The organism is Serratia sp. H1w, from assembly GCF_000633355.1.
In the GTDB taxonomy this organism is placed as follows: Bacteria; Pseudomonadota; Gammaproteobacteria; order Enterobacterales; family Enterobacteriaceae; genus Chania.
The window spans coordinates 127,240-152,523 of record NZ_AYMQ01000045.1; the positions used below are offsets into that span (position 1 = coordinate 127,240).

Below are 25,284 nucleotides of genomic sequence, written 5' to 3' on the forward strand. Positions count from 1 at the left end.
TGGTGGCACGCTCTCAGGGAACCATTATGTTTATCTCCGACGAAGCTTTACGCGTTGTTCATCTGGTTGCCAAATACCAGAGCATTACCACCGCCGCCGAGCACCTGAATAAAGTCCCTTCCGCGATCAGCTACACGGTAAAAAAGCTGGAGGAAAGTTTCGGGGTCGAGCTGTTCCTGCGCAAAGGTCGCTATATCGAGCTTACTCCGGCGGGCGAGTATTTCGTTCAGCACAGCAAAACCATCCTCAATGATCTGGACGCCTTGCGGCGCAATACCGCGCTGATCCATAGCGGCGTGGAGCAGGAGCTGACGATTGCGGTAAACAATATTATCCCGCGTTCGGCGATCGTCGAGTTTGTCTGCGCCTTTGAGCTGGCGTTCCCCTCCACCCGTTTGACCATTGATACCGCGGTGTATAACGGCTGCTGGGACGCGTTGTACGGCAAAAGGGCCAACCTGGTGATCGGTGCGCCGCATGCGGTGCCGAGTAGCGAAGGGATCGTCAGCGAATCGATCGGCCATCTGGAATGGGATTTTGTGGTGGGGCCGCAGCACCCGCTGGCGATCCAGGTTCAGCCGTTACAGAACACCGAACTGCGCCAATATCCGGCGATCTGTATTCGTGATACCGCCGTTAACTTCGTGCCGCAGCAGGCCTGGCTGCTGGAAGGGCAAAAGCCGATGTTTGTGCCCGATTTTGCCACCGCCATTGAGCTGATCCAGCGTAACGTCGCCATTGGCTATGTGCCGCATCATCTGGCGCTCCCGTTGCTGAATGCGGGTTCTTTGGTGAAAAAACCGATGCAGGAGCATAAACACGCCACGCAGATCTTTTTCGCTGCCCGCTCCGACGGTATGGGCAAGGTTAGCCGCTGGTGTATGGACTACCTGTTGGCCCCCGCGTTTCGTGCCAAGCTGCATGGGCAACGGTGAGGATCACTCCTGAACCTTACAGACCAAATCATACGACGATAATTTGCCGTCAGGGGTACCCTGGATAAGCTCTATATCCTGATCCAGGCTGCAAAATAAAGCGGCGGCGCTGCGCACCGGTGTGGCGTAGGTAATATCAATGAACAGGCGGTTGGTGTTTTCAACAGGCTGGTTTTTTAGCGCTTTTTTCACCCACTGCTCCAGCTCCAGCGCAATTTTCTGCAGGTCATCGTTTTCCTTCAGCAGGTAGATATCCACGCTGTTATTCCCCTCAATATCCCGCAATTCACGCTGATATTGTTGCTGCAAACCTTGAGGGAGCAGCAGCGAGAGCCGTTCAGCGGTGGCATAGGTCTGCAAAAAGGCCGCGACCTGCCCAAGTGCTGGGGTGCCAGCCACATGCGGGCCGTGCAGCAGCGGTTTCTTCTTGGTAATGCGGTAGAGATGCGGCTTTTTAACGTGGTGTAGCGTCATGACCGAGGCCAGTAATAGCAGCAACGTGGTAAACAGTAGCGGGATGAACCAGATGAAGAAGCTGGTTAAATCGGTAAACGGATGTGAATAACGCTCAACATCCTCCGGGCGGAAGAAACGCAATATCATCTTGAAAATCAGCCCCTCGTTCAGCGCATCGGTGACCCAACCGGTTAGCACGATGGCGGACAGGGCATAACATGACGTTTTAATATGATGCAGTAATACTGAACGTTCCACGATCGCTTTTCCTTATTAATCGCCGACGTCAGTATCCTTTCATCACGTGGGGCAATAAGCAAGGCGAGGGGCGCTTTATTGTCAGCGTGAGAAATTATCAAGCCTACCTGTCGTTTTGCACTTCCAGTCCGGCTGCTTTCCATTCTGGAAAGCCATCTTCCAGACAACGGGCGGTAAAGCCGTTGGTGCGTAACGTCCGCATGGCATTGAGCGACAGCGCACAGTAAGGCCCGCGGCAGTAGGCCACCACTTCTTGCTGTTTGAGTAATTCGGGCAGTCGGCTTGCCAGCTCTTCTGCCGGGATATTAATTGCGTTGGGCAGATGGCCGGAGGCGAACTCATCTGCTGGCCGAACGTCTAGCAAGGTGACATCGCCTTCTTGAAGCCGGCGCAGTAACTCGGTGCGGGAAATGGACTCTAGGCGCTCACGTTGGTTGAGGGCGTCTGCGACAAAGGTGCCAATCTCATGATGGCGGTACTCTACATATTGGCGGATTGCGGCCAACAGCGGTTGCACTGGCCCCTCCCCCAAACGGTAGTAAACGTGTTTTCCTTCTCGGCGTGATTGCACAAAACCGGCGCGTTTGAGGTGTTGCAGATGTTGAGATGCGTTGGCGATCGTCAGCCCGGCCAGTTCGGCCAGCCTTTCTACCGGCCTTTCCCCCTGCGCGATATGCTCGAGCAGCATCAGGCGATGCGCATTGCCCAGTGAGCGGGTGATTTCGGCAAACTCATTAAACACCAGACGTTGGCTATCATCACTGAGTGTTGACATACTGCCCTCATTAAATCATCATTCAATTAATTCATTGAATGTTAGAATATCAAAACCGGCTATCACTAGCCAGCAGAAAAGGGTCGCTTGATGGAGATGTTATTGCACGCCACTGTACTTGGGATCGCTGCGACTGTGGTGATGGATCTGTGGGCAATAGGGCAAAAGCGCCTGTTCAATATTCCTTCACTCAACTACCGACTAGTCGGGCGTTGGATCGGCCATATGCCAGGCGGCAGGCTAGTTCATCACACTATTGTGCAGGCAACGCCGGTGAAAGGCGAAGTTGTGATGGGCTGGGGTGCACACTATCTGATTGGGATCGCGTTTAGCTGGCTATTTCTCGCCATCATGGGGACTGGCTGGCTTGAACAACCGACGTTCCTGCCCGCTCTGGCGGTGGGGCTGATCAGCGTGGTAGCGCCGTTTTTCCTGATGCAGCCTGGCTTCGGCTTTGGTGTTGCAGCCTCCAGAACACCGCAGCCGAATGTTGCCCGCCTGCGTAGCCTGATTGCCCATGCCTCATTCGGCATCGGCATTTATGTGGGCGCTTTGCTGTTACAACCGCTCTGGTCCTGATCCCCACCGGGCAATCCGGCGGGGAGGTCGGGAGGCGTTACTTATGTTGCCCCTGCTTTTGCAGGAACTGGACGCCCTTATCCGGGAAGTCGGTAAACACGCCGTCAACGCCCGCCTGATTGTAAATTGCGTCGAACAACTGGTTCACGTCGGTGACGTATTTCGGCAGCTTATCGGCACGGATGGTGTAAGGGTGCACCGCCATATTGTTGGCATGAGCGTCCTTGACCATCTCGGTGAGTACGATCTGGTTCGGCTTGGATTTTTCTTCGACGATCAGCATGTGATAGTCCGGCCCGATGCCGTCGGCATACTGGGCGATCTTTTTCATCGCGCCCGGTTTGAACATCCAGTCGTAGTCATAGTTGACCCACTTGCCATCGGCCTTCTGCTCGTAGGTTTCGTTCCAGTCGGTGTAGGCAATCAGCTGCACCAGCTTCAGATCCATCCCCATTTTGGGTTCCAGCTGATCCTTGATGCGTTTCAACTCGTTGGCATCAAAGCACTGTAGGTAGACGTTGTCGCTCTTGCTGGTGTAGCCGTATTGCTTGAGCACGTCCAACACCTTGCTGGAGATATCTTTCCCTTCCTGCTGGTGGAACCAGGGGGCCTTGATTTCCGGGTACAGGCCGATGTTCTTGCCGGTTGAATGGTTGAGGCCCTGAACGAACTCGATTTCTTCCTGGAAGGTGTGGACGCGGAAGTCGGATTTGCCCATTGGGAAGCGACCCGGGTAGCTTTGTACCTGCTTACCGTCCTTGATATCAAAACCTTCGGTGAACTTCAGCGACTTGATCTCGGGCAGGGTAAAGTCGATGGCATAGTAGCGGCCATCTTTACGCGCCCGGTCAGGGAAACGTTCGGCGACATCGGTGACGCGATCCAGATAGTGGTCGTGCAGTACCACCAGCTCATTGTCTTTGGTCATCACCAGGTCTTGCTCAAGGAAGTCGGCACCCTGCGCATAGGCCATCGCCTTGGCCGGTAGCGTATGTTCCGGCAGGTAACCGCTGGCACCGCGGTGAGCGATAACCACTTTATCCGCAGCCTGGGCGGCGTTGAGCATTGAAGTAGCAAGAATGATCCCTGTCAGCAGGGCTTTGGTTTGAGTCCGCATTCTGTGGTGCTCCATGTTGTAGGTTGAGGGGTAAGAAAAGGGCCGCAAAGCGGCCCTTAGATTCGATCATGTTAAAGCGTGGTCACGATTAACCGCGTTTGGCCGCGATTTCTGCGTGGTGTTTCTTCTCACTGATCATGGTCAGAACCAGCAGGATCACCGCACCGATGCTGCCGCCGATCATCACCATAAAGCCGCCGTCCCAACCGAAGTAGTCAACGGTATAACCAACGATGGCGCTCGCAGCGACCGAGCCGCCCAGATAACCGAACAGACCGGTAAAGCCTGCGGCGGTACCTGCCGCTTTCTTCGGTGCCAGTTCCAGCGCGTGCAGGCCGATCAGCATCACCGGACCATAGATCAGGAAGCCGATGGTGATCATACAGGCCATATCGATGCCTGGGTTGCCTACTGGGTTCAGCCAGTAAACGATGGTGGCGATGGTCACCAACACCATGAAGAACACCCCGGTGGCGCCACGGTTGCCTTTGAACACTTTGTCCGACATCCAGCCGCACAGCAGGGTGCCTGGGATACCGGCGTATTCGTACAGGAAGTAGGCCCAGGAGGACTTATCCAGCGCGAAGTGTTTCACTTCTTTCAGGTAGGTCGGTGACCAGTCCAGGATGCCGTAGCGCAGCAGGTATACGAACACGTTGGCGATCGCGATGTACCACAGCAGTTTGTTTGGCAGCACGTACTGCATGAAGATTTGCTTGGCTGTCAGCTCTTCTTCCGCTTCTTCGCTGTAATCATCCGGGTAGTCGTTTTTGTATTCTTCAATCGGTGGCAGGCCAACAGATTGTGGGGTATCACGCATCAAGGCAAAGGCAATCAGCGCCACCAGGATCGCACCGAAGGCAGGCATATACAGCGCAGCATGCCAGTCGTTGAACCAGGCCATACCCAGCAGGAACAGCAGCGGAGGCAGGCCGCCACCCACGTTGTGAGCACAGTTCCATACCGAAACGATACCGCCACGCTCTTTCTGTGACCACCAGTGCACCATGGTACGACCACAAGGTGGCCACCCCATGCCCTGGAACCAGCCGCACAGGAACAGCAGCACGAACATCACGGCAATGCTGGAGGTTGCCCAAGGCACAAAGCCCATGAACAGCATTACGGCAGCGGCCAGGATCAGGCCGGCGGGTAGGAAGACGCGGGGGTTGGAACGGTCGGAAACCGAACCCATGATGAACTTGGAGAACCCGTAGGCGATGGAGATGCCCGACAGCGCAAAGCCCAGGTCTCCACGGCTGAAGCCCTGATCGATCAGATACGGCATCGCCAGGGTGAAGTTTTTACGCACCAGATAGTAGGCAGCGTAACCAAAAAAGATCCCCATAAATATTTGCCAGCGCAGTTTGCGGTAGAGCGGATCTACCTTATCGACTGGCACACGGGAAATGTGTGCGGCTGGCTTAAAAATACTCAACATTGAGCGCCTCCGATGGCTTTATCTGTTTATTGCATCAGCAGGAAACGACTGTCCTGAAGATGATTGCGGATACCTGATGTGTTGTTAAATGTTCCATAACGAGCGCAATGCTAGTGAAAACCACCCGGTATCACCGTGATGGATGGCGCATTTGTTACACTTTTATGAAACTGTGGCGCATTTTGAGTGATAGGTTAACATTTTGAAATGGCTAAATAGCATAATTGCGTGATATTGGTCACATTCATGGTTTTTAAAGGTCATAAAACTTTCGTTTTCTGTTCGTTATTGTTCCTTATCAAACAAAGACCCTACTGACTGTGGCTAAATAGGGCCATAACCACAGGCTCTGGGGGCATGATGAGCAACAACTCAGCCATCACCGAAACGGACGTGATCATTATTGGCGGCGGCGCTACCGGTGCGGGAATTGCCCGTGACTGTGCGCGGCGTGGCCTGCGCTGTATTTTATTGGAAAGGCATGACATTGCGACCGGCGCCACTGGCCGTAACCACGGGTTGTTGCACAGTGGGGCGCGCTATTCGGTCACCGATGGTGAATCGGCACGCGAATGCATTGAAGAAAATCGTATCCTCAAACGTATTGCCCACCACTGTATCGAACGCACCGATGGCCTGTTTATTACCTTGCCCCAGGATTCGTTGGATTTTCAGCAGCAGTTCATTACAGCCTGCCACAGCGCCGGGATCGAAGCCGAAGCCATTGACCCCGCATTGGCATTACGCCTGGAGCCTGCGGCCAACCCGGCCTTGATCGGTGCGGTACGAGTGCCTGATGGCACCGTGGATCCTTTCCGCTTAACGGCGGCCAACATGCTTGATGCGCGTGAGCATGGCGCACAGATCCTTACCTATCATCAGGTTACCGGTTTGCTACGCACTGGCGATCGCGTTACCGGCGTGAGCGTTTTCGACCATCAGGCGGCACGACAATACGACATTCATGCGCAGGTGGTGGTCAACGCCGCCGGGATCTGGGGCCAGCAAATTGCCGAGTATGCCGATCTGCGGATCCGCATGTTCCCTGCCAAAGGGGCGTTGCTGATCCTGGGCCATCGCATCAATAACATGGTGATCAACCGCTGCCGTAAACCAGCGGATGCCGACATTCTGGTGCCTGGCGACACCATCTCGCTGATTGGCACCACCTCCACCCATATCGATTACGACCAGATTGACAACATGGTGGTGACGCCACAGGAAGTGGATATCTTGATCCGCGAAGGCACGCTGTTGTCGCCGAAACTGGCGCAAACGCGTATTTTGCGTGCCTATGCGGGCGTGCGGCCACTGGTCGCCAGCGATGACGATCCCTCTGGGCGCAACGTCAGCCGTGGCATCGTGCTGCTTGACCATGCGGCGCGCGATGGGTTGGAGGGTTTTATCACCATTACCGGCGGCAAGCTGATGACCTACCGGCTGATGGCCGAATGGGCCACCGATCTGGTCTGCGCCAAGCTGGGCATCGATAGCGCTTGCACTACGGCGGAAGTGGCATTGCCCGGCTCCCGTCAGAGCGCCGAAGAAACGGTGCGTAGCGTGGTTTCACTGCCTGCCAGCATCCGTGGATCGGCGGTGTATCGTCATGGCGATCGCGCCAGCCTGGTGCCTGCTGGCAACCGGCTGGACAATAGCCTGGTATGCGAGTGTGAAGCGGTGACCGCCGGTGAGGTGCGTTATGCGGTGGATTCTCTTACCGTCAACAATCTGGTCGATCTGCGCCGCCGTACCCGCGTTGGCATGGGAACCTGCCAGGGTGAGCTGTGCGCCTGCCGCGCAGCGGGTTTGTTGACGCGGTTTAACGTGGTGACTCCGCAGCAATCCATCGCCCAACTGTCCCATTTCCTCAATGAACGCTGGAAAGGTGTCCGGCCAATTGCCTGGGGGGATGCGCTGCGGGAGAGCGAGTTCACCAGTTGGGTATATCAAGGGCTATGTGGGTTAGATGCGCAGGGTGATGCCAAGCAGGAGGCGGATGATGCAATTTGATGCGGTGGTAATTGGCGGTGGCCTGGCCGGGATGAGCTGCGCTATCCGGTTAGCCGAGCAGGGCAAACGCTGCGCAGTGGTCAGTTCCGGCCAAAGTGCGCTCTATTTCTCTTCCGGCTCGCTCGATCTGCTGGCTCATTTACCCGATGGCACTCCGGTGTCATCACCCTTGTCTGCTTTGCCTGAACTGGCGCAACAGGCCCCTCAGCATCCTTACAGCCTGATGGGAGCCACGCAGGTAGCCGCGCTGGCAACGCAAGCCGAGCAATTGCTACAGCGTTGCGGGTGGCAGATGCAGGGCGATAGCAGCCAAAACCATCTGCGCGTGACGCCACTTGGGACTCGCCGTGCCACCTGGCTCAGTCCGCAGGCGATCCCGGTTTCTCCCCTGGGCGGCAAGCTGCCATGGCAGAATATCGCCGTGCTGGGGATTGAAGGATTTCTGGATTTCCAACCGCAGATGGCGGCCAGCTCATTGATGCAGGAGCAGGACCTCAAGGCGGAAGTCGCCTTTATGCATCTGCCAGTTCTCGATCGCCTACGTAATAACCCTAGTGAATTCCGGGCGGTGAATATAGCCCGCGTGCTGGATCTGCCAGAACATTTGGCACTACTGGCAGAAGAAGTGCTGCGCCAGGCAGGGGACGCTGAGGCCATTTTGCTGCCAGCCTGCCTGGGACTAGAAGATGACGAACCGCTGACCACGCTGCGTCAGTTGGTGGGTAAGCCGGTGTACCTGCTGCCAACGCTGCCGCCTTCCGTACTCGGTATGCGGTTGCATCAGGCATTGCGCCAGCGCTTGCAGCAACTGGGTGGCGTGTTTATGCCGGGCGATAGCGTATTGCGAGGTAGTTTCGATGGGCAGCGCGTCACTGGCCTGTATACCCGCAATCACACCGATATTCCGCTGCGGGCACAGCATGTGGTGTTGGCCAGCGGCAGCTTTTTCAGTAACGGTTTGGTGGCTGCCTTTGATGGCGTTCGCGAACCGGTGTTTGGCCTGGATGTGTATAGCAAAGCCGAACGCGCAGACTGGAGCGACCCTAATCTGTTTGCCCCGCAGCCCTATCTGCAATTCGGGGTCCAGACCGATGCGGCCCTGCGGGCGCTGAAGCAGGGTGAGGCGATGACCAATCTGTATGCCATCGGTGCCGTGGCTGGCGGTTATGATCCGTTGCAGCAGGGCTGTGGCGCCGGAGTTTCGTTGCTCGGTGCACTGCACGTTGCCCAACAGATCCTGGCACAGGAGGTTTTAGCATGAGCGTGTCAACAGACAACAGCTTCGAGAGCTGCATCAAATGTACCGTTTGCACCACCTATTGCCCGGTTGCCAAGGCCAACCCGCTTTATCCGGGGCCAAAACAGGCCGGGCCGGATGGGGAACGCCTGCGGTTGAAAGATCCGGCACTGTATGATGAAGCGCTGAAGTATTGCACCAACTGTAAACGCTGCGAAGTGGCTTGCCCTTCCGACGTGAAGATCGGCGACATTATCCAACGCGCCCGAGCCAATTTCAGCCAGAGCAAACCGACGCTGCGTGATGCTATCCTCAGCCACACCGACATCATGGGCACGCTTTCGACGCCGTTTGCACCGATTGTTAACGCCACTACCAGCCTGAAACCGGTGCGCAAGCTGTTGGATAAGGCACTGAAGATTGACCACCGGCGTGAACTGCCAAAATACTCGTTTGGCACCTTCCGCCGCTGGTACCGCCAGCAGGCAGCGCAACAGCAGAGCTATGCCGAGCAGGTCGCGTTCTTCCACGGATGTTTTGTCAATTACAACCACCCACAGCTGGGTAAAGATCTGATCAAGGTGTTTAACGCCATGGACATTGGTGTGCAGTTGCTCAAACGTGAGAAATGCTGCGGTGTCCCATTAATTGCCAACGGCTTTATTGAGCAGGCAAAGAAACAGGCCAAAGTGAATGCGGAGTCACTGCATGATGCGGTGCTGAGTAAAGGCATCCCGGTGGTGGCCACTTCGTCGAGCTGCACGTTCACCCTGCGTGACGAGTATCCGCATTTGCTGGACGTAGACACCTCGGCGGTGCGCGAACGAGTGGAACTGGCTACACGTTATCTCTACCGTCTGCTCAGCGAAGGGCGCGCCTTGCCGCTCAAACGGACACCGTTGCGAGTGGCTTACCACACGCCATGTCATATGGAGAAAATGGGCTGGACGGCCTATACGCTGGAGCTATTGCGGCAGATCCCCGGGCTGGAGTTGGTGGTGCTGGATTCGCAATGCTGCGGCATCGCCGGCACTTACGGCTTCAAGTCGGAAAACTATGAAACCTCGCAAGGCATTGGGGCCTCACTATTTCGCCAGATTGAGGCGAGCGGGGTGGATATGGTTATCACCGACTGTGAAACCTGCAAATGGCAGATCGAAATGTCCACCAGCAAGCGCTGTGAACATCCGATCACCCTGTTGGCACAGGCATTAGCGTAACGCGTTGAACGGGCCAGCGTACTGGCCCACAGCCGTTACTACTTGATTTTAACCGTATTGAACACGCCTGCCGCCACGTCTTGCGACTGCTGCTGGTTATCTGCTGGCAGCGTGATTTGCAGGGTCACTTGCTTACCATCTGGCATCATACCGAGCAGTACACCAGAGTAGGCTTTTTGGCCAGCAACGGTGATCACGGTATCCAGTTGGCGCATTGACGCACCGTTAATTTCAACCGCTTTGTTGGTGATGACCTGCAGGTTGGCATCGCGGGAGCGTTGCTGTTCTTCCATACGTTTAGCCAGAGTTTCCAGATCGCTTGCTGCCGCTTTATCTGCAACGATCACGATCACCGCACGTTGGTTGCTGCCGTCAGCATAGATGTGCACGTTACTCGGCTGGTTGGTCAGCTTATCGCTCTGATCGGCCAAACCGTTCGGCAGGGTAAAGGTCAGTTTGCCATCCAATAAACTCACCTGTTGTCCACTTGGGACGCTGGCCGCTGCGCTGTCTGCTGGTGCTTTGCTGTCTTTGGTCGCGCCATCACAGGCCGCGAGGCCCAGCACTAACAGGCTGATACCCATCAATTTTGTTACTTTACGCATCTGGTATTCCTTATTCCTTTACAGGTAGAGTTTCTTGGTCGTATGACAGCGCCGAATGACCGATGAGACGATGTCACAAGATTTTTTTAAGTAATAGACGATACTCGGCCACTTCGCCTCTCTTTTCCAGAGAGAAAATCTGATAATCGTGATTAATTAGCATTATTAGCATGGCGCGGAACTGATTACGGGTTTTGACCCATAGCTGCTGATAGCCCTGTGTGCGGGCCCAGTGCTCCTGTTCCACCAGCAGAGCTTGAGCAACGCCCTGACGGCGAAAGGCAGGTAAAACCGCCCCCAGCCAGCTGTAAAACTCCCCCGGCCCGGTTTGATAGCCGAGTTTAAAACCGGCCGCCTGGCCATCAATTTCAGCAATCAAGCCGTGAGTGGGACTATCTGCGACGCGTTGTTGCAAATCGCTCAGGCTATGCAGACTGCCAAATTCAGGAATAGTCAGGTAGAGACGGTGGATTTCTTCAAGTGTAGCTTGGCGGGTGATTAATCGCATGGGCAGTCTCCATAAAGTCAGACTGCCCATACTAACTTAACTCGGTTGCAACTGATTGGCCGGTTGGCGTTCTGCCAGACGTTTGAGCAGCATATTGAGCAGCACACCGTACATTGGCAGGAAGAACGCCAGGCAGATCAGCACCTTGAAGCTGTAATCCACCAGCGCGATTTCCACCCAGTTGGCGGCCATAAAAGGATCGCTGCTTTTGTAGAAGGCGATAAAGAAGAATGCCAGGGTATCGCTGATATTGCCCAGGAACATGGCTACCGCGGGAGCAACCCACCAGGCGCTGCGTTGACGCAGGCGGTTGAACACCTGCACGTCCAGGATCTGGCCCAGTACGTACGCCATAAAGCTGGCGGCGGCGATACGCGCTACAAACAGGTTGAAACTGGCCAAGGCGGCAAAGCCCTGCCACTCACCCTGGAAAGTCACGGTCGAGATCACATAGGAAATAAACAGCGCCGGGACCATGACGGCAAGGATAATCCTGCGCGCCAATGGGGCACCGAAGATCCGTACGGTCAGGTCAGTGGCCAGGAAGATAAACGGAAAAGTGAAGGCCCCCCAGGTGGTGTGAAAGCCGAAAATGCTGATCGGTAACTGCACCAGATAGTTGCTGGAGGTAATGATGGCAATATGGAATAGCGATAGCCAAATCAACGCGATTAAGCGTTGTCGATCGGTAAACGAATACATGATGTAGCCTTTTTAGGTTATGGGGTGAGGGAACCCATTTTTAACTGCGCGGCGACATGGTACGCGTTTGCGTATTCAATGCAATGGTTAAATTTAACGCAAACGTTAACGTGCCTTGCGCAGAAAAACTACCGGCGTAAACTAGCGGGTAATCAGATCCGGCGAGGGTTCGCCGATCGTTTTAGATCGAGAGAAATGCATGACTGACATTTTTGCCCAGGCAGACCAGACGCTCGACGCGCTGGGGCTGCGCTGCCCGGAACCGGTAATGATGGTGCGTAAAACCGTACGCCATATGGATAACGGTAAAACGTTGCTGATCATTGCCGACGATCCGGCCACTACCCGCGACATTCCGGGTTTTTGCCGCTTTATGGAACACACATTGGTGGCACAGGAAACCGATCAGGCACCGTATCGCTACCTGCTGCGCAAGGGCCTGCCCGAATAATCATAGCGTTGTTGACTGGGCGCGGCATGCCACGCCCGTCTATCTACACTATTGGCGTTTCCTCAGCAGCCGCAAAGCGTTGGCGGTTACCAGCGCGGTCGCACCGGAGTCTGCCAATACGGCCAACCACAGGCCGGTTAGCCCCAGCAGAGTGGTGACCAGGAAGATCGCTTTCAGCCCCAGCGCAATGGTAATGTTTTGGCGAATATTGGCATGGGTTGCGCGGGAGATACGGATCATCTCTGCGACGCCGACCAACCGGTTGTGTGTCAGGGCAGCATCCGCTGTTTCCAGCGCGACATCGGTGCCACTCCCCATCGCAATCCCAATGCTGGCGGCCTTCATCGCCGGAGCATCGTTGATCCCGTCGCCGATCATGACGGTGGGTTGCAGCTTGCTCAACTCGGTTACCGCTTTCACTTTGTCTTCCGGCATTAGCCCGGCGCGATAATCGATCCCCAGCTCACTGGCAATAGCGGCCGCCGCGCGTGGGTTATCCCCAGTGAGCATCACGCCACGTATCCCTAGCTGTGCCAACTCGGTAATCGCCTGTTTGGCGTCGCCGCGCAAAGTGTCACGTAATGCCAACAGGCCGATAGCTTGGCCATCCTGTAATACCACCACCGCGGTTTTACCCGCCGTCTCCAGCGTCTCAACGCGACTACGCCATTCGTTGGTTAACTGGCTTTCTGTCAACTTGCCCGGGGCGCTGATCAGGATGGTTTTACCGTCAACAGTCCCTTCAACGCCGATGCCTGCCAACGCTCGACGGCCTTCGGCCAGCGATAATGCCGCCCCGTTTTCCGCCGCGCGATTGACGATGGCCTGTGCCAATGGATGGTGCGAACCTGCCTCGACAGCTGCTGCGATGGCCAGCAATTGTTGCTCGCTGAGGCCATCTGCTGGCAGTATGTCGGTCACCGTCGGTTTACCTTCGGTCAGCGTACCGGTTTTGTCGAATGCGATGGTCTGCACTTGGCCCAGTTGTTCCAGAGCTGCGCCGCCTTTAATCAGTGCACCCCGGCGTGTTGCCGCGGCAAGGCCGGAGGTAATCGCTGCTGGCGTAGAGATTACCAAGGCACATGGGCAACCGATCAGCAACAGGGTCAGGCCACGGTAGATCCACATCTCCCAGGGTTCGGCAAACAGCAACGGTGGCACCAGGATCACTGCCACAGCCAGCAACATGATTGCCGGAGTGTAGTAGCGGCTGAAACGATCGAGGAAGCGTTCAATCGGCGCTCTGCGCTCTTCGGCCTCTTCAATCAGTTGCAGAATACGGTCGATGGCATTGTTGCCCGGTTCGGAAATGACCTTCATCTGAGCGGCCTGATCGACGGACAGGCTACCCGCAGCCACTTTCTCACCTTGCTGCCGTTCTACCGGTACGGATTCACCGGTTAACGCGCTTTCGTCAAAGCTGGCGAACGGGTTGAGCAATTCGGCATCGGCAGGCAAACGGCCACCGGGCGCGATTTCTATCACGTCACCGGGGCGCAGGCTGGCCACAGCAACGCGTTTGCGTTCACCCCCCTGGATAAGCAGGGCATCTTCCGGCACCAGTTCCATCAGCGCCTTCACGCCACGGCGTGCACGGTTGGCCGCGTAGGATTCCAGCAATTCCCCCACCATAAACAGCAGCAGTACCATGGCCGCTTCGGCAGTGGCACCGATAAACAGCGCACCGATGGCGGCAACGCTCATCAGGGTTTCTATGGCGAACGGTGTGCCTGAGCGGATCAGACGTAAGGCTTTGCTGGCAACGGGGGCCAGGCCGACTAACGTAGTGGCGATAAAGGCAATTTCGCCGAGGCGTGGGTTAAAAGCGTCCAGGATCCAACTGAGCACCATCAGTACGGAGATCAACACGATGGGGCCGTACTCGCCCAGACGGGAGGCTTGCGGCTCAGCAGAATTGGCCGCCGGGGTTGCCCCCAGCAGGGTAAATCCGGCCTGTTTTACCGCATCCTGCACCCGCATGCTGACGTCGGATTGGGCATCTACCACCAGTTTTTCGGTGGCAAACAACACCCGAGCACTATCGACGCCGGGGATCGACGTTACGGCATTCTCGATTTTCTTGGCACAGCTCGGGCAGTCCATGCCGGTCACTTTCCAACTGAAACGCTGGCTGCCGGAAGGGGGAGCGGCAGCCAGCCTGTCGCTTTCCTCATCCGGATCGTTGGGGCCATCGCCACTGCAACAGCTGGCTCCGTGCTCATGGGCCGATTCATGGTTATGAGCGGGAGTTTCCCCTACCGTGGTTTTTTCACTGCAACAGCCATGTTGGGTTTTGGCATGGTCATGACCACAGCCGCAGCCATGATCGTGGTTATGTTCTTGATGCTGATGTTCTTTATGAGTGTGCATAGCGCCCCCTTCAGGCAATCCATTATCTTCTCAGCATGAACTCTACACCTTGGAGCTGACTCCAGAGTCAAGAGCTATATGAGAATTATTGTTAATTGAAGGGGAGAAGGGTTCGGTTGCCCGGACCCTTCACCGGAGATCAGAGATACAACGAGCGGACGATGAGGAAATGCCCGGAGAAGTAGCAGAAGGCGACCACAGCGTCTGCCGCGCGGAAGGTAAAGCGATAGCGGTTCAGCAGCCAGACGATATTCGCCAACAGCAGCAGCGAGGTGCCCGCCAGCAATGAGAAGCCAAAGTCGGTACTGCGCAGGAAATACTGTTCCCCCGCCAGCCACACCATCAGCAACGTCATGGCAACCAGCGTGGCGATTGGCCAGCGCATTTCTTCCAGGCGACTCCAGATGATAGCCAGTAGTAGCGCACCAATCACCAGCAATACCAGCGGCAACGGCCAGAACAGACTGAAGGTCATCTGGCTGGCAAAGCTCAGGGTATACAACAGATGCGAGAGGAAGAAAGCACCGATAGCATACAGCACCCGCTCACGCGGCAGCAGCAGCAAGGCATCGCCCGCCAGCGTTGCCAACAGACCCAAAACGATCAGGTAACCTGCGGGGCCCAATACCGGCGCCTGCCAGGCCAATAGCAGCAACAGCAGCAAGGTGACCGGTTTAAACACCCAGCGCTGCCAGCGCGGGCCGCGATAGGAGGCATCAACGAACAACCAACCGGAAAAAAATACGGCAAGGAACGGCCAACTCATATGTCTTCCTTATTTATCATGGGAGCTGGGATAACCCGCTCCAGGTTGTCACATTCACAGTGTAAGCAGCGCGCAGGGGTTCGACAATGCTTTCTTCTGAATGCTATGTTTACGCCGTTTTCGGTGTGAATGACATCCGCCGCATAAAAAGAGGAAAGCCTTTGATGAGTAAGCCACCGCTGTTTTTTGTTGCCGTGATCGCGCTGATTGCGGTGCTGGCGACCCGCCAGTACCTCAACAAACGCCGCCAGGATGTGGATAATGACCGCCAACCGGTGCGCACATTGCAGGTGGAAGTCAGTGCCAAGCGGGAGTTTCCCTCGCCGAATCGTCGTTCGCGGCAGCGGGAAAACATCGTGGTGGAAGATATGCGTTACGAAGTGTACTTCCGGCCGTTGACCGGCGGCAGTGAGATCAAAATACCGCTACCACAGCAGCAATATAATCAAATAGATAAAGGCGAGAAGGGCACGCTGAGCCTACAGGGCACCCGCTTTATCTCTTTCACGGCACAAACTCTGTAGGGGCGCCGCATGCCATGCCCGTCTATTTTTTCTTTAGCGGCGGCTGCTTTTTCTGCCAGTCCAACAGCTCAAACACGCCAAAGATAAAGATCTTGGTTTCCAGCCAGCGGCTAATGGGTTGGTCTTTCGGTTGGGTAGATTTCAATAGCACCAGTTGCAACCCGTGCATCACCACCATAAAGAACAACGCCACGTTGATGAAGTAGGTTAGCGGCTTAGGGTACGGGTGGAACAGATTGGCGAGCAGAAAGCCCCATACGCACAGCATTAGCAGACGGCCCAGATTAATCAGCATGTTCGGTGTTCTCTTCGAGGGAACGGAGGTAAAGGCGATAGGCGACCTGGCCGGCGACCTTCTCACGATGCAATGTCCAGCTTGCCGGGACATCTGTGGCGGCACTTTCGGCTTCCGCCTCAACGTAAATCCAGGCCTCGTTCGCCAGCCAGCCCTGTTGTTCCAACAGCGTGACGGTTTCGGCCAGCAACCCTTTGCGGAACGGGGGATCGAGAAACACCACGTCAAAAGGTTGTCCGTTACCCGCCAGCCAGGTCAAGGCGTTGGTATTGACGACGCTGCCATTGCCCTGCAACAGCGCCAGGTTTTTCCCCAGTTGCTGTGCCACTGGCCGCTCGTATTCCAGCAGCGTGGCGCTTTCGGCATAGCGCGACAGCGCTTCCAACCCCAACGCACCGCTGCCAGCGAAGCAGTCCAGACAACGAGCCCCGCGGATCACTGGAGCCAACCAGTTGAACAGGGTTTCGCGTACGCGGTCAGTGGTTGGCCGCAGCCCTTCGCTGTTAGGCACCGGCAGTTTGCGCCCGCGCCATTGGCCGCCGATGATGCGGATCTGGCCAGCAGAGGCCGTCTGCGGTTTTTTGAGTGCGCCGCGCGGTGGTTGTTTTGCCATAAAGAGTCTTAATCGGTTGCGAGGTTAACGAAAAGTTACCGCCATTCTATACCGAATTGCGGATAAGTTGCAGCCTGGCAGCGGTGGGGCGTGAAAAACTACTGCGATGAAAGCATTGCCGATGCGTGTTGCTGTGCCAGGGAAAGTGATAGACTCGGCGAATTAATTTTTCGCATTTGCAGCCATTGGTACGGAGTAGGGTCAGAGCATGGCAAAAGATAAAAAACGTGGGTTTTTCTCCTGGCTGGGCTTTGGCCAGAAGGAAGAAGAGCAGCAACAAACTGAATCTGCCGTAGAACCGGCGGAGCAGCAGGCCGCAGAAACCCCGGCAGCCCCCAAACTGGACGATAAACTGCCCGCCCAGGAGTCTGCGCCAGCCGCCACCAAAGACATCCCAGGGGAATGGGATAGCAGCCTGAGCGGCGAGCCTATTGCCGAAAATATCCTGCCGCTGGAAGAACACCACGCTGAGCCGGTGGCGATCGAAGAAGTTACTGTAGCGCCACATCCTGAGGTGCCAGCAGAAGAACCTGTGCTGATTGAAGCGGTGGTCGAAGCGCCTGCCGAGATTATCGAACCTGAGCCAGAGCTGATTGAAGCGGTGGTCGAAGCGCCTGCCGAGATTATCGAACCTGAGCCAGAGCTGGTTGAAGCGGTGGTCGAAGCACCTGCCGAGATTATCGAACCTGAGCCAGAGTTGGTTGAAGCGGTGGTCGAGACGCCTGCTGAGATCCTCGAGCCTGAGCCAGAATGGGTTGAAGAGGTTATTGAACCCGAACTGGAAGAAGAACCTGAACAGCCTGAGCTGCTGGCTCCTGCGGTGACGCAAGAACAGGAACGCCCGAGTAAAGAAGGCTTCTTTGCGCGCCTGAAACGCAGCCTGCTGAAAACCAAACAGAACCTGGGCTCCGGCTTTATCGGCCTGTTCCGTGGCAAGAAGATCGACGACGATCTGTTCGAAGAGCTGGAAGAACAGCTGCTGATCGCCGACGTTGGCGTAGAAACTACCCGTAAAATCATCGAGTCGCTCACCCTGCACGCCAGCCGTAAGCAGCTGAAAGACGCCGAATCGCTGTATGTCTTGCTGAAAGAAGAGATGGCGGAGATTCTCGCCAAGGTGGATCAGCCGCTGGACGTCGGCGGCAAAACGCCGTTCGTGATCCTGATGGTTGGCGTCAACGGCGTGGGTAAAACCACCACCATCGGCAAGCTGGCGCGTCAGTTCCAGGCTGAGGGCAAGTCGGTGATGCTGGCCGCAGGCGACACCTTCCGTGCCGCAGCGGTCGAGCAGTTGCAGGTTTGGGGTGAACGTAACCGCATTCCGGTCATCGCTCAACATACCGGTGCCGATTCCGCTTCGGTGATTTTCGACGCAGTGCAAGCTGCCAAAGCCCGCAATATCGATGTGCTGATTGCCGACACCGCGGGTCGCCTGCAAAACAAGGCGCACCTGATGGAAGAGCTGAAGAAGATCGTGCGCGTCATGAAAAAGCTGGACGAGCAGGCCCCCCATGAGGTTATGCTGACTCTGGATGCCAGCACCGGACAAAATGCGGTTAACCAGGCGAAATTATTTAATGAAGCCGTGGGCCTGACCGGCATAACGCTGACTAAACTGGACGGTACCGCCAAAGGCGGGGTGATCTTCTCCATCGCCGATCAGTTTACTATCCCAATCCGTTACATCGGCGTTGGTGAAGGTATCGAAGATTTGCGGCCGTTTAAGGCTGATGACTTTATTGAGGCACTTTTTGCCCGAGAGGATTGATACGGATGATTCGCTTTGAACAGGTCAGTAAAGCTTATCTGGGCGGACGGCAGGCCCTGCAGGGGGTAGATTTTCATCTGCGTCCGGCGGAGATGGCGTTTCTGACCGGCCATTCCGGCGCGGGGAAAAGTACCCTGCTGAAACTGATTTGTGGGATTGAGCGGCCAAGCGCCGGTCATATCTGGTTTGGTGGTCATGACATCAGCCGGTTGAAAAACCGCGAGGTGCCTTTCCTGCGTCGCCAGATCGGCATGATTTTCCAGGATCACCATCTGCTGCTGGATCGTACGGTGTATGACAATGTGGCGATGCCGCTGATCATCGCTGGTGCCAGTACCGAGGATATCCGTCGCCGCGTTTCGGCTGCGCTGGATAAAGTCGGGCTGTTGGATAAGGCGAAGAACTTCCCGATCCAGCTTTCCGGCGGTGAGCAGCAACGCGTTGGCATTGCCCGCGCGGTGGTGAACAAGCCTGCGGTGCTGTTGGCGGATGAACCGACCGGTAACCTGGACGACGCCCTGTCGGAAGGGATCCTGCGCCTGTTTGAAGAATTCAACCGCGTTGGGGTGACGGTGCTGATGGCAACCCACGACACCGGGCTGATCGCCCGGCGCAATTACCGCATCCTGACGTTGAGCCAGGGCCGTATGGCAGGGGGATCACAGCATGGCGAATAATGCAAAAACCGCCAAGAGCAAGGCACTGCGCGGTGGCTGGCGTGAACAATGGCGCTATGCCTGGATGAACGCCATTGCCGATATGCTGCGCCAACCGCTGGCAACGCTGCTGACCGTGATGGTGATTGCCATTTCCCTGACGCTACCGAGCGTGTGCTACATCGTGTGGAAGAACGTCAGTACCGCGGCGACGCAATGGTATCCGACGCCACAGCTGACGGTGTATCTGGACAAATCCCTCGACGATGACGCGGCGGTCAAAGTGCTGGATGCCATCAAGGCCGAGGCCGGGGTGGAGAAGGTGAACTACCTGTCGCGTGAAGAGGCGCGGGGCGAGTTCCGCAACTGGTCAGGTTTTGGCGGCGCGCTGGATATGTTGGAAGAAAACCCGTTGCCAGCCGTGGCGATAGTGACGCCACAGTTGAGCTTCCAGAGTTCCGATACGCTCAACACCCTGCGCGATCGCGTGGCGGCGGTGCAGGGCGTGGATGAAGTACGTATGGACGATAGCTGGTTTGCCCGCCTGGCGGCGCTGACCGGGCTGGTGGGCCAGGTGGCCTTGATGATCGGCATACTGATGGTGGTGGCGGTGTTCCTGGTGATTGGTAACAGCGTGCGTCTGAGTATCTTCAGCCGTCGCGATACCATCAACGTAATGAAACTGATCGGGGCTACCGACGGCTTTATCCTGCGGCCGTTCCTCAACGGCGGTGCGATGCTCGGCTTCTTCGGTGCGCTATTATCGCTGATCCTGTCTGGCGCGCTGGTGTGGAAGCTGGAGTCGGTGGTGACCAACGTGGCGAAGGTGTTTGGTACCACCTTTACCCTGCATGGCCTGGGCTGGGATGAGGCGCTACTGTTGCTGCTGATTTCAGCCATGATCGGTTGGATTGCCGCCTGGTTGGCCACAGTGCAACATTTACGCCGATTTACACCACAATAGTGATTTTTTGGTATACTCTTCTCCTGCTGCGGCCCGGTTGCCGTGCTGCGGGAGAAGAGTTGCCAGATATCAACATCTCCGCTATCTTCTCAAACGCACAAATTCCCAATCAACCCGAGCTTTCATGGCGTATTGTCGTGTGCACTGTGTGTGAAAAACGGTGAACTTTTTGGGTTGAGCACGGTCAAAATCTGCAGCAAAATGTTTAGGTGCCCGGCGTGTGGAACCGTTTTTGCAACAGCAACTGCCGTAAGATCAATCGCTCCCCGCCGTGAAATCGCCTGCATGACCAGTTTTATCAAGAGAGGGTTTTGAATGACCAAAGAAATGCGCACTTTAGCCTTAGTCCCACAGGGCAGCTTGGAAGCCTACCTGCGGGCAGCCAACACCTATCCGATGCTGACGGCAGAGGAAGAGCGGGAACTGGCTGAACGGCTGCATTATCAGGGCGATCTGGAAGCAGCTAAGCAGCTCATCCTGTCTCACCTGCGCTTTGTCGCTCATATTGCCCGTAACTATTCAGGATACGGTTTGCCAGTGGCAGACCTGATCCAGGAAGGGAATATCGGCCTGATGAAGGCCGTGCGTCGCTTCAACCCAGAGGTTGGCGTACGTCTGGTGTCCTTTGCGGTGCATTGGATCAAGGCAGAAATTCACGAATACGTGCTGCGCAACTGGCGTATCGTGAAAGTCGCAACCACCAAGGCACAGCGTAAGCTGTTCTTCAACCTGCGCAAAACCAAGCAGCGTCTGGGCTGGTTCAATCAGGATGAAGTGGAGCTGGTCGCGCGCGAGCTGGGTGTTACCAGCAAAGACGTGCGTGAGATGGAGTCGCGCATGGCGGCACAGGATATGTCTTTTGACCCAACGCCGGAAGACGAAGGGCGTGACGGTCATGCCATGGCCCCGATGCTCTATCTGCAAGACAAGAGCTCAGACTTTGCCGAAGGTATCGAAGAAGATAACTGGGAAAGCAACGCCGCAGACAAACTGGCCTACGCGCTGGAAGGTCTGGACGAGCGCAGCCAGCATATCATTCGTGCCCGCTGGTTGGACGACGACAACAAGTCCACCTTGCAGGAGCTGGCCGATCAGTACGGCGTCTCTGCCGAGCGTGTGCGCCAGTTGGAAAAGAACGCCATGAAGAAACTGAAGATGGCGATCGAAGCCTGATACTGACAGCGTTTACAGTTCGAAAAGCCCGGCTTGCCGGGCTTTTCTGTTTTTATCGCTAGTTGGTTGCGGTGCTAAAATCTGGAGCTGGGCAGTCGTAGCCAAACTTGGTGCCCCAATCGAACTGGGTGCCGTTCTTGATATAGCGCTGATACAGTGCCCGGCCAGTCTTGGCGTCACGGGCAATCACCCAACCCGCGGCGTTACACAGCACGGCGGCATAGGCCTGGCTTTTCGGTGGTAGTAAATCGGCGGCCTTTTGTGCCAGACCGACCGCTTGCCAGCGATAGTGCAGAAAACGGTTTTCTGCCTCCGGCAACGATTTCTTGGCCCGCGCCGCTTCGGCCGCACTGATCCAACTCTTGTCTTTGCTATCCTTGGTGTTGAACGCATCCCCCAGATAGGAATACCCCGCACCATAGATGTTGTAATCCGGCGTCATTTCGTAACCGGTGAACTCCAGTCCCTGCGAACGCAATAGCGCTGCTGCCTGATAGTAGCTTTTGGCGCGAGCGTTGTTATCTGCCGTTTTATCCTGTGCCGCTTTCATCAAATTGGCAAAGTCTTGCGCAGCCTGGCGGTAGTTAGGAATGGCAAAGTAGTTCACCGCTTCCTGATAACGGCCTGCACGCATCATTCTCCGCGCCAGCAGTTCGCGCAGTTGGACTTCCTGGGTGATCCGTTCGCCATTGTACTCATCAGGTTTAACCGGCTTCAGTGGCGTGGTTGGTGCTGGAGCGTGCTTATCCACAAAGCCCTTCAGCTCATCGATGGTCAGCACTCGCTCGGCGATATCCGCCACGTCTGCCCAGTAGTTTTCTTTGCCGCGATACATCAGGTCCATCGCTTGCAGATAGTCACCCCGGTTCAGCGCCAGAATGGCCTGCTCGCCAGCCACTCGGCAATCTGGGACGATCATCTCGGGTGCGAACTCGTCGTTACGTTGTTCTCCCCAGCTTTCGTCCGTAGGGAAGGCGGCTGCGGCCTTGGCATAGGCGGCAGTCGCGGCCTTCACATCGCCGTCGCGCAGGGCCATCTTGGCGCGTAGCCACCAGGCTAAACCACTATCAGCGGCGTTCTTCAGCAGGTTGGCCGCCATAGCATATTGCCCGGAACGATAGGCTAACGCCGCTAGCCGGTCGCTGCCGGTGAAACCACTTTTTACCGAATCGTTAAGCAGCGTCAGATTCTGGTCAATGACCTGTTTTGCGCCCACCCCGGTGCTATTGGCATCGGACATTTGCAGATTACTACCGCGGGCGAACAGTTCAATCGTGACCAACTGCTGGATCAACGGATCGTGAATGGCCTGTTTTAACGCTTCCACATGCTGCGGGTTGATCAAATAGGTAGAAATGTACTGGAGCGAAAGCCCTCCGTCGGGATCGCCCTGGGCGGCTTGCTGAGCGTAAAGCTGTGCCGCCGGGATAAACTCTCCAAGCCACAAATGAATCCGTGCTTGCTGACCCAGGCTGCTCAGTGCCAACTGGTCGGGATCGGCGCTGCCCTTTTTCACCTGGTCAATCACTTGTTGGAAGGCGGCCATGGCTTGCTCAAGCTGCGCTTTCTCCGGGTGCTTCACCACCGGCTCTGCACCGGATTCGTTTTCCGGGGTGCCATGATCGTCCATCAGCAGACGACCCAGTGAATATTGCGCCCGTAATCCCCACTCGCCCTGTTCGGCGTCAGGTAGCGCTAACACTTGCTGAAAATATTGCGACGCACGGGGATCTTCGCCGGCAAAAGCAACTGCGCCCAACGTATACAGGCGAGCGGCATTAGATAACCCCTGCGCATTCACCGCATCGGCTTCTTCAACGGTTTTGGTTGCCCGCATCTGGGCAATGGCCTGTTGTTCTGGCGAGAGCGGCATCGGTTTTGGCGGTGTGGCCGGAGCTGGAGCTGGAGCCTGCCAGCGTGGCAGTTGTGGATCTACCGCTACCAGACGGCTCGCTTCGAAAGCGAAGTTGCCCTCAGGCATCGACAGCAGGGTGCCGTTGCGGTCCATCAGCAGTCGGTTGGGAAAATCGGGTCCACAGGCCTGGCCGCTCAACGGCATGATCAATGCAGCGGCGATTAAGGATGCTAGTGGGAGCACACGGCTGCGGTGCGAATCAAGGTATGACATGAGTGCCTCCTGGCGCGATCTGTTGGCAGCGTAGCCAGCCCAGCGGGCGTGATTGCTCCGCTCGTAACTGATCGCCGCTAATGCGGATAAAGCGTAGTGGTGCCGATGGGGTTGCCAACTGGTAATTGCCTACAGCGTCGGCAGCCAGGCAACCTTCGGCTTGAATGTGGATCTCACGGGGTAATGGGGCGTCCACCGGTCCCTGATTTTGGATAATCAAATCGTACAACCCGTCTTGCTGTGGTTGCGGCAGAAACTTGACCTGCCAGTTGACGAGCAAGGGTTGATGCTGGATCACCGCCCGCAGCGTCGCCATCGACCAGGCGCGGCGATCGTTCGCCAGCGGCAGACGGAACCAGATAATGCCGCGCAGGTGCGGTAGTTGGCGTTGCGTGAGCTGCTGCAAGAAATCGGCAATCTGCTGTGGTGCCACGGTCAGTTCCTGCACCTTGCCCGCCACGCGCTGCGAGGTTTCACTTTCAACCAAGGCCCCTTGGGCATCGTACCCCAACAGAGCCATGCCGTAGGCGGGCAAGGCGATACGGAAAGGTTTAGGACTAAGGCGTGCGTAAAGACGTACCCATTCCAGCGCCAACTGGCCGTCGAATAGACCTTGGGTCGGTGAGAGTACCGCATGTACCTGGAGTACCGAGCTGTCTACCTGTTGTAGTACACCAGGCAGCGCCGGGGAGCCGATCCAGGCGGGCAGGGCGGTGATGCCAAGCTGTAATGAAGGGGGAAGCTGTCGACGCAGTTGTCGCAGGAATTTTTGATATTCGGGCAGTCGAACGGTGGCGGCGTCGTGGTCAATCTCCACGCCAATGACCGGTAAACCCGCCGCCTGCCAGCGTTGTAGCTGTTGTTGTAAGCGGGCATGGATGGTGGTCTCATCCAACTGCATCAATTGTCCATCCAGCCGGACGACCAGCCAAAGCGGGCGGCCATCCTGTTTCAGCAGGGCGGTATCAACCTGAATATCGCGAAAACCCTCACGCGGATGCACCTGCAAACCCAACACGCGCAAGGTGGTAAACAGGTCCTGGCTGGCGGCCAGCGCCTCGGCATGCTGGGGAGTCCATACGCGTTGCCAAATATAGACCTGCTGATCCCAGGAGTGAGACAGTTGGGTTGCCTGATAACGTCCTGCCAACCCGGCTGTCAGGGCGAGCAGCAGCAATACCTCCAGTGTTAGCCAACGTTTCATGGCTTATGCCAGCAATCATCCTGTGCCTGGAAGCCACAGGCGCGCATAAAGTTGCCGACCTCACCACGTTCACGTGCGGCCAGCCCGGCGGTAGTCAGTTGCCAATGTTGCACCTGTGGCAACTGACGTTGCGCATCCTCGATCAGATATAGCCCCACGCCACGGCGGCGAGTGACTTCGCGCACCATCAGGTCGTGCAATTGAGCGGTCTGGTCGTGGATCTCGATTTTTACCGCCCCCAGCAACCGCTCGTTAAATCGTGCGGCGAACAGCGTCTTGCCCTCCTCCAACCAGCTTAACCACTGTGCAGGCTGTTGATGTGGCCAGATTTTACCAAGGTCGATCAGGTCTTGCGGGGACAGGTTGGTCAAGCGCTCAATGGTCAGTTTCATGCCGGATTTCCGCACCGATAAAGGATGCCGATAGTGTAATGGATCTTGCACAGCGCGTTGTGTAAGTTTTTCTATACGTGTGCTGGGCAAAATGTTTTTTGCCGCGGGCATTTTCCGAGTAAACGATTGGTTAATGA

25 protein-coding genes are annotated in these 25,284 nt (G+C 56.3%); 11 read left to right on the forward strand and 14 right to left on the reverse strand.

The annotated features are described in order from the left end of the window. The first annotated feature begins 26 nt into the window (after positions 1-26). Positions 27-935, forward strand: coding sequence for a LysR substrate-binding domain-containing protein (locus U869_RS0109220; RefSeq protein WP_025118978.1), 909 nt, complete (start codon positions 27-29; stop codon positions 933-935). A gap of 3 nt (positions 936-938) precedes the next feature. Here U869_RS0109220 and U869_RS0109225 read toward each other — a convergent pair whose 3' ends face one another. Both U869_RS0109225 and U869_RS0109230 read right to left on the reverse strand, forming a co-directional pair. After that, positions 939-1,649, reverse strand: a complete 711-nt coding sequence (locus U869_RS0109225; RefSeq protein WP_025118977.1) for a hypothetical protein — start codon at positions 1,647-1,649, stop codon at positions 939-941. Positions 1,650-1,752: 103 nt separating this feature from the next. Then, complete coding sequence (locus U869_RS0109230) at positions 1,753-2,424, reverse strand: metalloregulator ArsR/SmtB family transcription factor (protein WP_025118976.1); 672 nt, start codon at positions 2,422-2,424, stop codon at positions 1,753-1,755. 90 nt (positions 2,425-2,514) lie between these two features. On the opposite strand from U869_RS0109230, the gene U869_RS0109235 reads away from it, so the two are divergent. Then, positions 2,515-3,003: a DUF2938 domain-containing protein gene (locus tag U869_RS0109235; RefSeq protein WP_029987206.1), complete on the forward strand. Its 489-nt coding sequence runs from the start codon at positions 2,515-2,517 to the stop codon at positions 3,001-3,003. A 37-nt stretch (positions 3,004-3,040) separates the two neighbouring features. On the opposite strand, the gene glpQ is transcribed toward U869_RS0109235, so the two are convergent. Beyond that, positions 3,041-4,120: a glycerophosphodiester phosphodiesterase gene (gene glpQ, locus U869_RS0109240; protein ID WP_025118974.1), complete on the reverse strand. Its 1,080-nt coding sequence runs from the start codon at positions 4,118-4,120 to the stop codon at positions 3,041-3,043. Between the two features lie 88 nt (positions 4,121-4,208). After that, the gene (gene glpT, locus U869_RS0109245) at positions 4,209-5,561 is read right to left on the reverse strand and encodes a glycerol-3-phosphate transporter (RefSeq protein WP_024484654.1); all 1,353 of its coding nucleotides are present in this window, start codon (positions 5,559-5,561) and stop codon (positions 4,209-4,211) included. A gap of 360 nt (positions 5,562-5,921) precedes the next feature. Between glpT and glpA the strand changes: the two genes are divergently transcribed. From glpA to glpC, 3 genes are read left to right on the forward strand one after another with little or no spacing between them, the layout of a single operon-like run. Then, entirely contained in the window at positions 5,922-7,571 is a 1,650-nt protein-coding gene (glpA, locus tag U869_RS0109250) for an anaerobic glycerol-3-phosphate dehydrogenase subunit A (protein WP_025118973.1), read from the forward strand. Next, positions 7,561-8,832: a glycerol-3-phosphate dehydrogenase subunit GlpB gene (glpB, locus tag U869_RS0109255; protein ID WP_025118972.1), complete on the forward strand. Its 1,272-nt coding sequence runs from the start codon at positions 7,561-7,563 to the stop codon at positions 8,830-8,832. The genes glpA and glpB overlap by 11 nt, the downstream gene beginning before the upstream one ends. Continuing rightward, a complete protein-coding gene (glpC, locus tag U869_RS0109260; protein WP_025118971.1) occupies positions 8,829-10,028 on the forward strand; it encodes an anaerobic glycerol-3-phosphate dehydrogenase subunit GlpC in 1,200 nt (399 codons plus the stop codon). Before glpB ends, glpC begins: the two co-directional genes overlap by 4 nt. A gap of 38 nt (positions 10,029-10,066) precedes the next feature. On the opposite strand, the gene U869_RS0109265 is transcribed toward glpC, so the two are convergent. The 3 genes from U869_RS0109265 to U869_RS0109275 form a co-directional block, all read right to left on the reverse strand. Next, positions 10,067-10,633, reverse strand: a complete 567-nt coding sequence (locus tag U869_RS0109265) for a DcrB family lipoprotein (protein ID WP_025118970.1) — start codon at positions 10,631-10,633, stop codon at positions 10,067-10,069. A 73-nt stretch (positions 10,634-10,706) separates the two neighbouring features. After that, a complete protein-coding gene (locus U869_RS0109270) occupies positions 10,707-11,141 on the reverse strand; it encodes a GNAT family N-acetyltransferase (protein WP_025118969.1) in 435 nt (144 codons plus the stop codon). Between the two features lie 36 nt (positions 11,142-11,177). Continuing rightward, on the reverse strand, positions 11,178-11,843 hold the full coding sequence (locus tag U869_RS0109275) for a 7-cyano-7-deazaguanine/7-aminomethyl-7-deazaguanine transporter (RefSeq protein ID WP_025118968.1): 666 nt from the start codon (positions 11,841-11,843) through the stop codon (positions 11,178-11,180). A 199-nt stretch (positions 11,844-12,042) separates the two neighbouring features. Between U869_RS0109275 and tusA the strand changes: the two genes are divergently transcribed. Further along, the gene (gene tusA / locus U869_RS0109280; RefSeq protein ID WP_025118967.1) at positions 12,043-12,294 is read left to right on the forward strand and encodes a sulfurtransferase TusA; all 252 of its coding nucleotides are present in this window, start codon (positions 12,043-12,045) and stop codon (positions 12,292-12,294) included. Positions 12,295-12,342: 48 nt separating this feature from the next. On the opposite strand, the gene U869_RS0109285 is transcribed toward tusA, so the two are convergent. Together U869_RS0109285 and U869_RS0109290 are read right to left on the reverse strand one after the other, a co-directional pair. After that, positions 12,343-14,664, reverse strand: a complete 2,322-nt coding sequence (locus U869_RS0109285) for a zinc/cadmium/mercury/lead-transporting ATPase (protein WP_025118966.1) — start codon at positions 14,662-14,664, stop codon at positions 12,343-12,345. Between the two features lie 139 nt (positions 14,665-14,803). After that, positions 14,804-15,430, reverse strand: a complete 627-nt coding sequence (locus U869_RS0109290) for a lysoplasmalogenase (protein ID WP_021181510.1) — start codon at positions 15,428-15,430, stop codon at positions 14,804-14,806. Positions 15,431-15,594: 164 nt separating this feature from the next. Here U869_RS0109290 and U869_RS0109295 point away from each other — a divergent pair, with 164 nt between their 5' ends. Continuing rightward, positions 15,595-15,954, forward strand: coding sequence for a DUF2500 domain-containing protein (locus U869_RS0109295; RefSeq protein WP_025118965.1), 360 nt, complete (start codon positions 15,595-15,597; stop codon positions 15,952-15,954). A 22-nt stretch (positions 15,955-15,976) separates the two neighbouring features. Here U869_RS0109295 and U869_RS0109300 read toward each other — a convergent pair whose 3' ends face one another. Both U869_RS0109300 and rsmD read right to left on the reverse strand, forming a co-directional pair. Further along, positions 15,977-16,249: a DUF1145 family protein gene (locus tag U869_RS0109300; protein ID WP_025118964.1), complete on the reverse strand. Its 273-nt coding sequence runs from the start codon at positions 16,247-16,249 to the stop codon at positions 15,977-15,979. Continuing rightward, complete coding sequence (gene rsmD, locus U869_RS0109305) at positions 16,239-16,862, reverse strand: 16S rRNA (guanine(966)-N(2))-methyltransferase (RefSeq protein WP_025118963.1); 624 nt, start codon at positions 16,860-16,862, stop codon at positions 16,239-16,241. Before rsmD ends, U869_RS0109300 begins: the two co-directional genes overlap by 11 nt. 208 nt (positions 16,863-17,070) lie before the next feature. Here rsmD and ftsY point away from each other — a divergent pair, with 208 nt between their 5' ends. The 4 genes from ftsY to rpoH all read left to right on the forward strand — a co-directional run bounded on the left by ftsY (position 17,071) and on the right by rpoH (position 21,423). Next, the gene (gene ftsY, locus U869_RS0109310) at positions 17,071-18,630 is read left to right on the forward strand and encodes a signal recognition particle-docking protein FtsY (protein ID WP_025123975.1); all 1,560 of its coding nucleotides are present in this window, start codon (positions 17,071-17,073) and stop codon (positions 18,628-18,630) included. A gap of 5 nt (positions 18,631-18,635) precedes the next feature. Beyond that, positions 18,636-19,307: a cell division ATP-binding protein FtsE gene (ftsE, locus tag U869_RS0109315; protein ID WP_025120118.1), complete on the forward strand. Its 672-nt coding sequence runs from the start codon at positions 18,636-18,638 to the stop codon at positions 19,305-19,307. Next, positions 19,297-20,250 (forward strand): permease-like cell division protein FtsX, encoded by a 954-nt coding sequence (gene ftsX / locus U869_RS0109320; RefSeq protein ID WP_025120117.1) that lies wholly within the window; start codon positions 19,297-19,299, stop codon positions 20,248-20,250. The genes ftsE and ftsX overlap by 11 nt, the downstream gene beginning before the upstream one ends. Before the next feature lie 315 nt (positions 20,251-20,565). After that, positions 20,566-21,423 carry an RNA polymerase sigma factor RpoH gene (gene rpoH / locus U869_RS0109325; protein WP_025120116.1) on the forward strand — a complete coding sequence of 286 codons (858 nt, stop codon included), beginning with the start codon at positions 20,566-20,568 and terminating at the stop codon, positions 21,421-21,423. 58 nt (positions 21,424-21,481) lie between these two features. Here the strand turns inward: rpoH and U869_RS0109330 are convergent, their stop codons facing one another. The 3 genes from U869_RS0109330 to panM are packed head-to-tail and all read right to left on the reverse strand — an operon-like array spanning position 21,482 to position 25,147. Beyond that, positions 21,482-23,551: a hypothetical protein gene (locus U869_RS0109330; protein WP_025120115.1), complete on the reverse strand. Its 2,070-nt coding sequence runs from the start codon at positions 23,549-23,551 to the stop codon at positions 21,482-21,484. Then, the gene (locus tag U869_RS0109335; RefSeq protein WP_025120114.1) at positions 23,538-24,755 is read right to left on the reverse strand and encodes a DUF3142 domain-containing protein; all 1,218 of its coding nucleotides are present in this window, start codon (positions 24,753-24,755) and stop codon (positions 23,538-23,540) included. Before U869_RS0109335 ends, U869_RS0109330 begins: the two co-directional genes overlap by 14 nt. Beyond that, a complete protein-coding gene (gene panM / locus U869_RS0109340) occupies positions 24,752-25,147 on the reverse strand; it encodes an aspartate 1-decarboxylase autocleavage activator PanM (RefSeq protein ID WP_025120113.1) in 396 nt (131 codons plus the stop codon). Before panM ends, U869_RS0109335 begins: the two co-directional genes overlap by 4 nt. Positions 25,148-25,284: the final 137 nt, after the last annotated feature.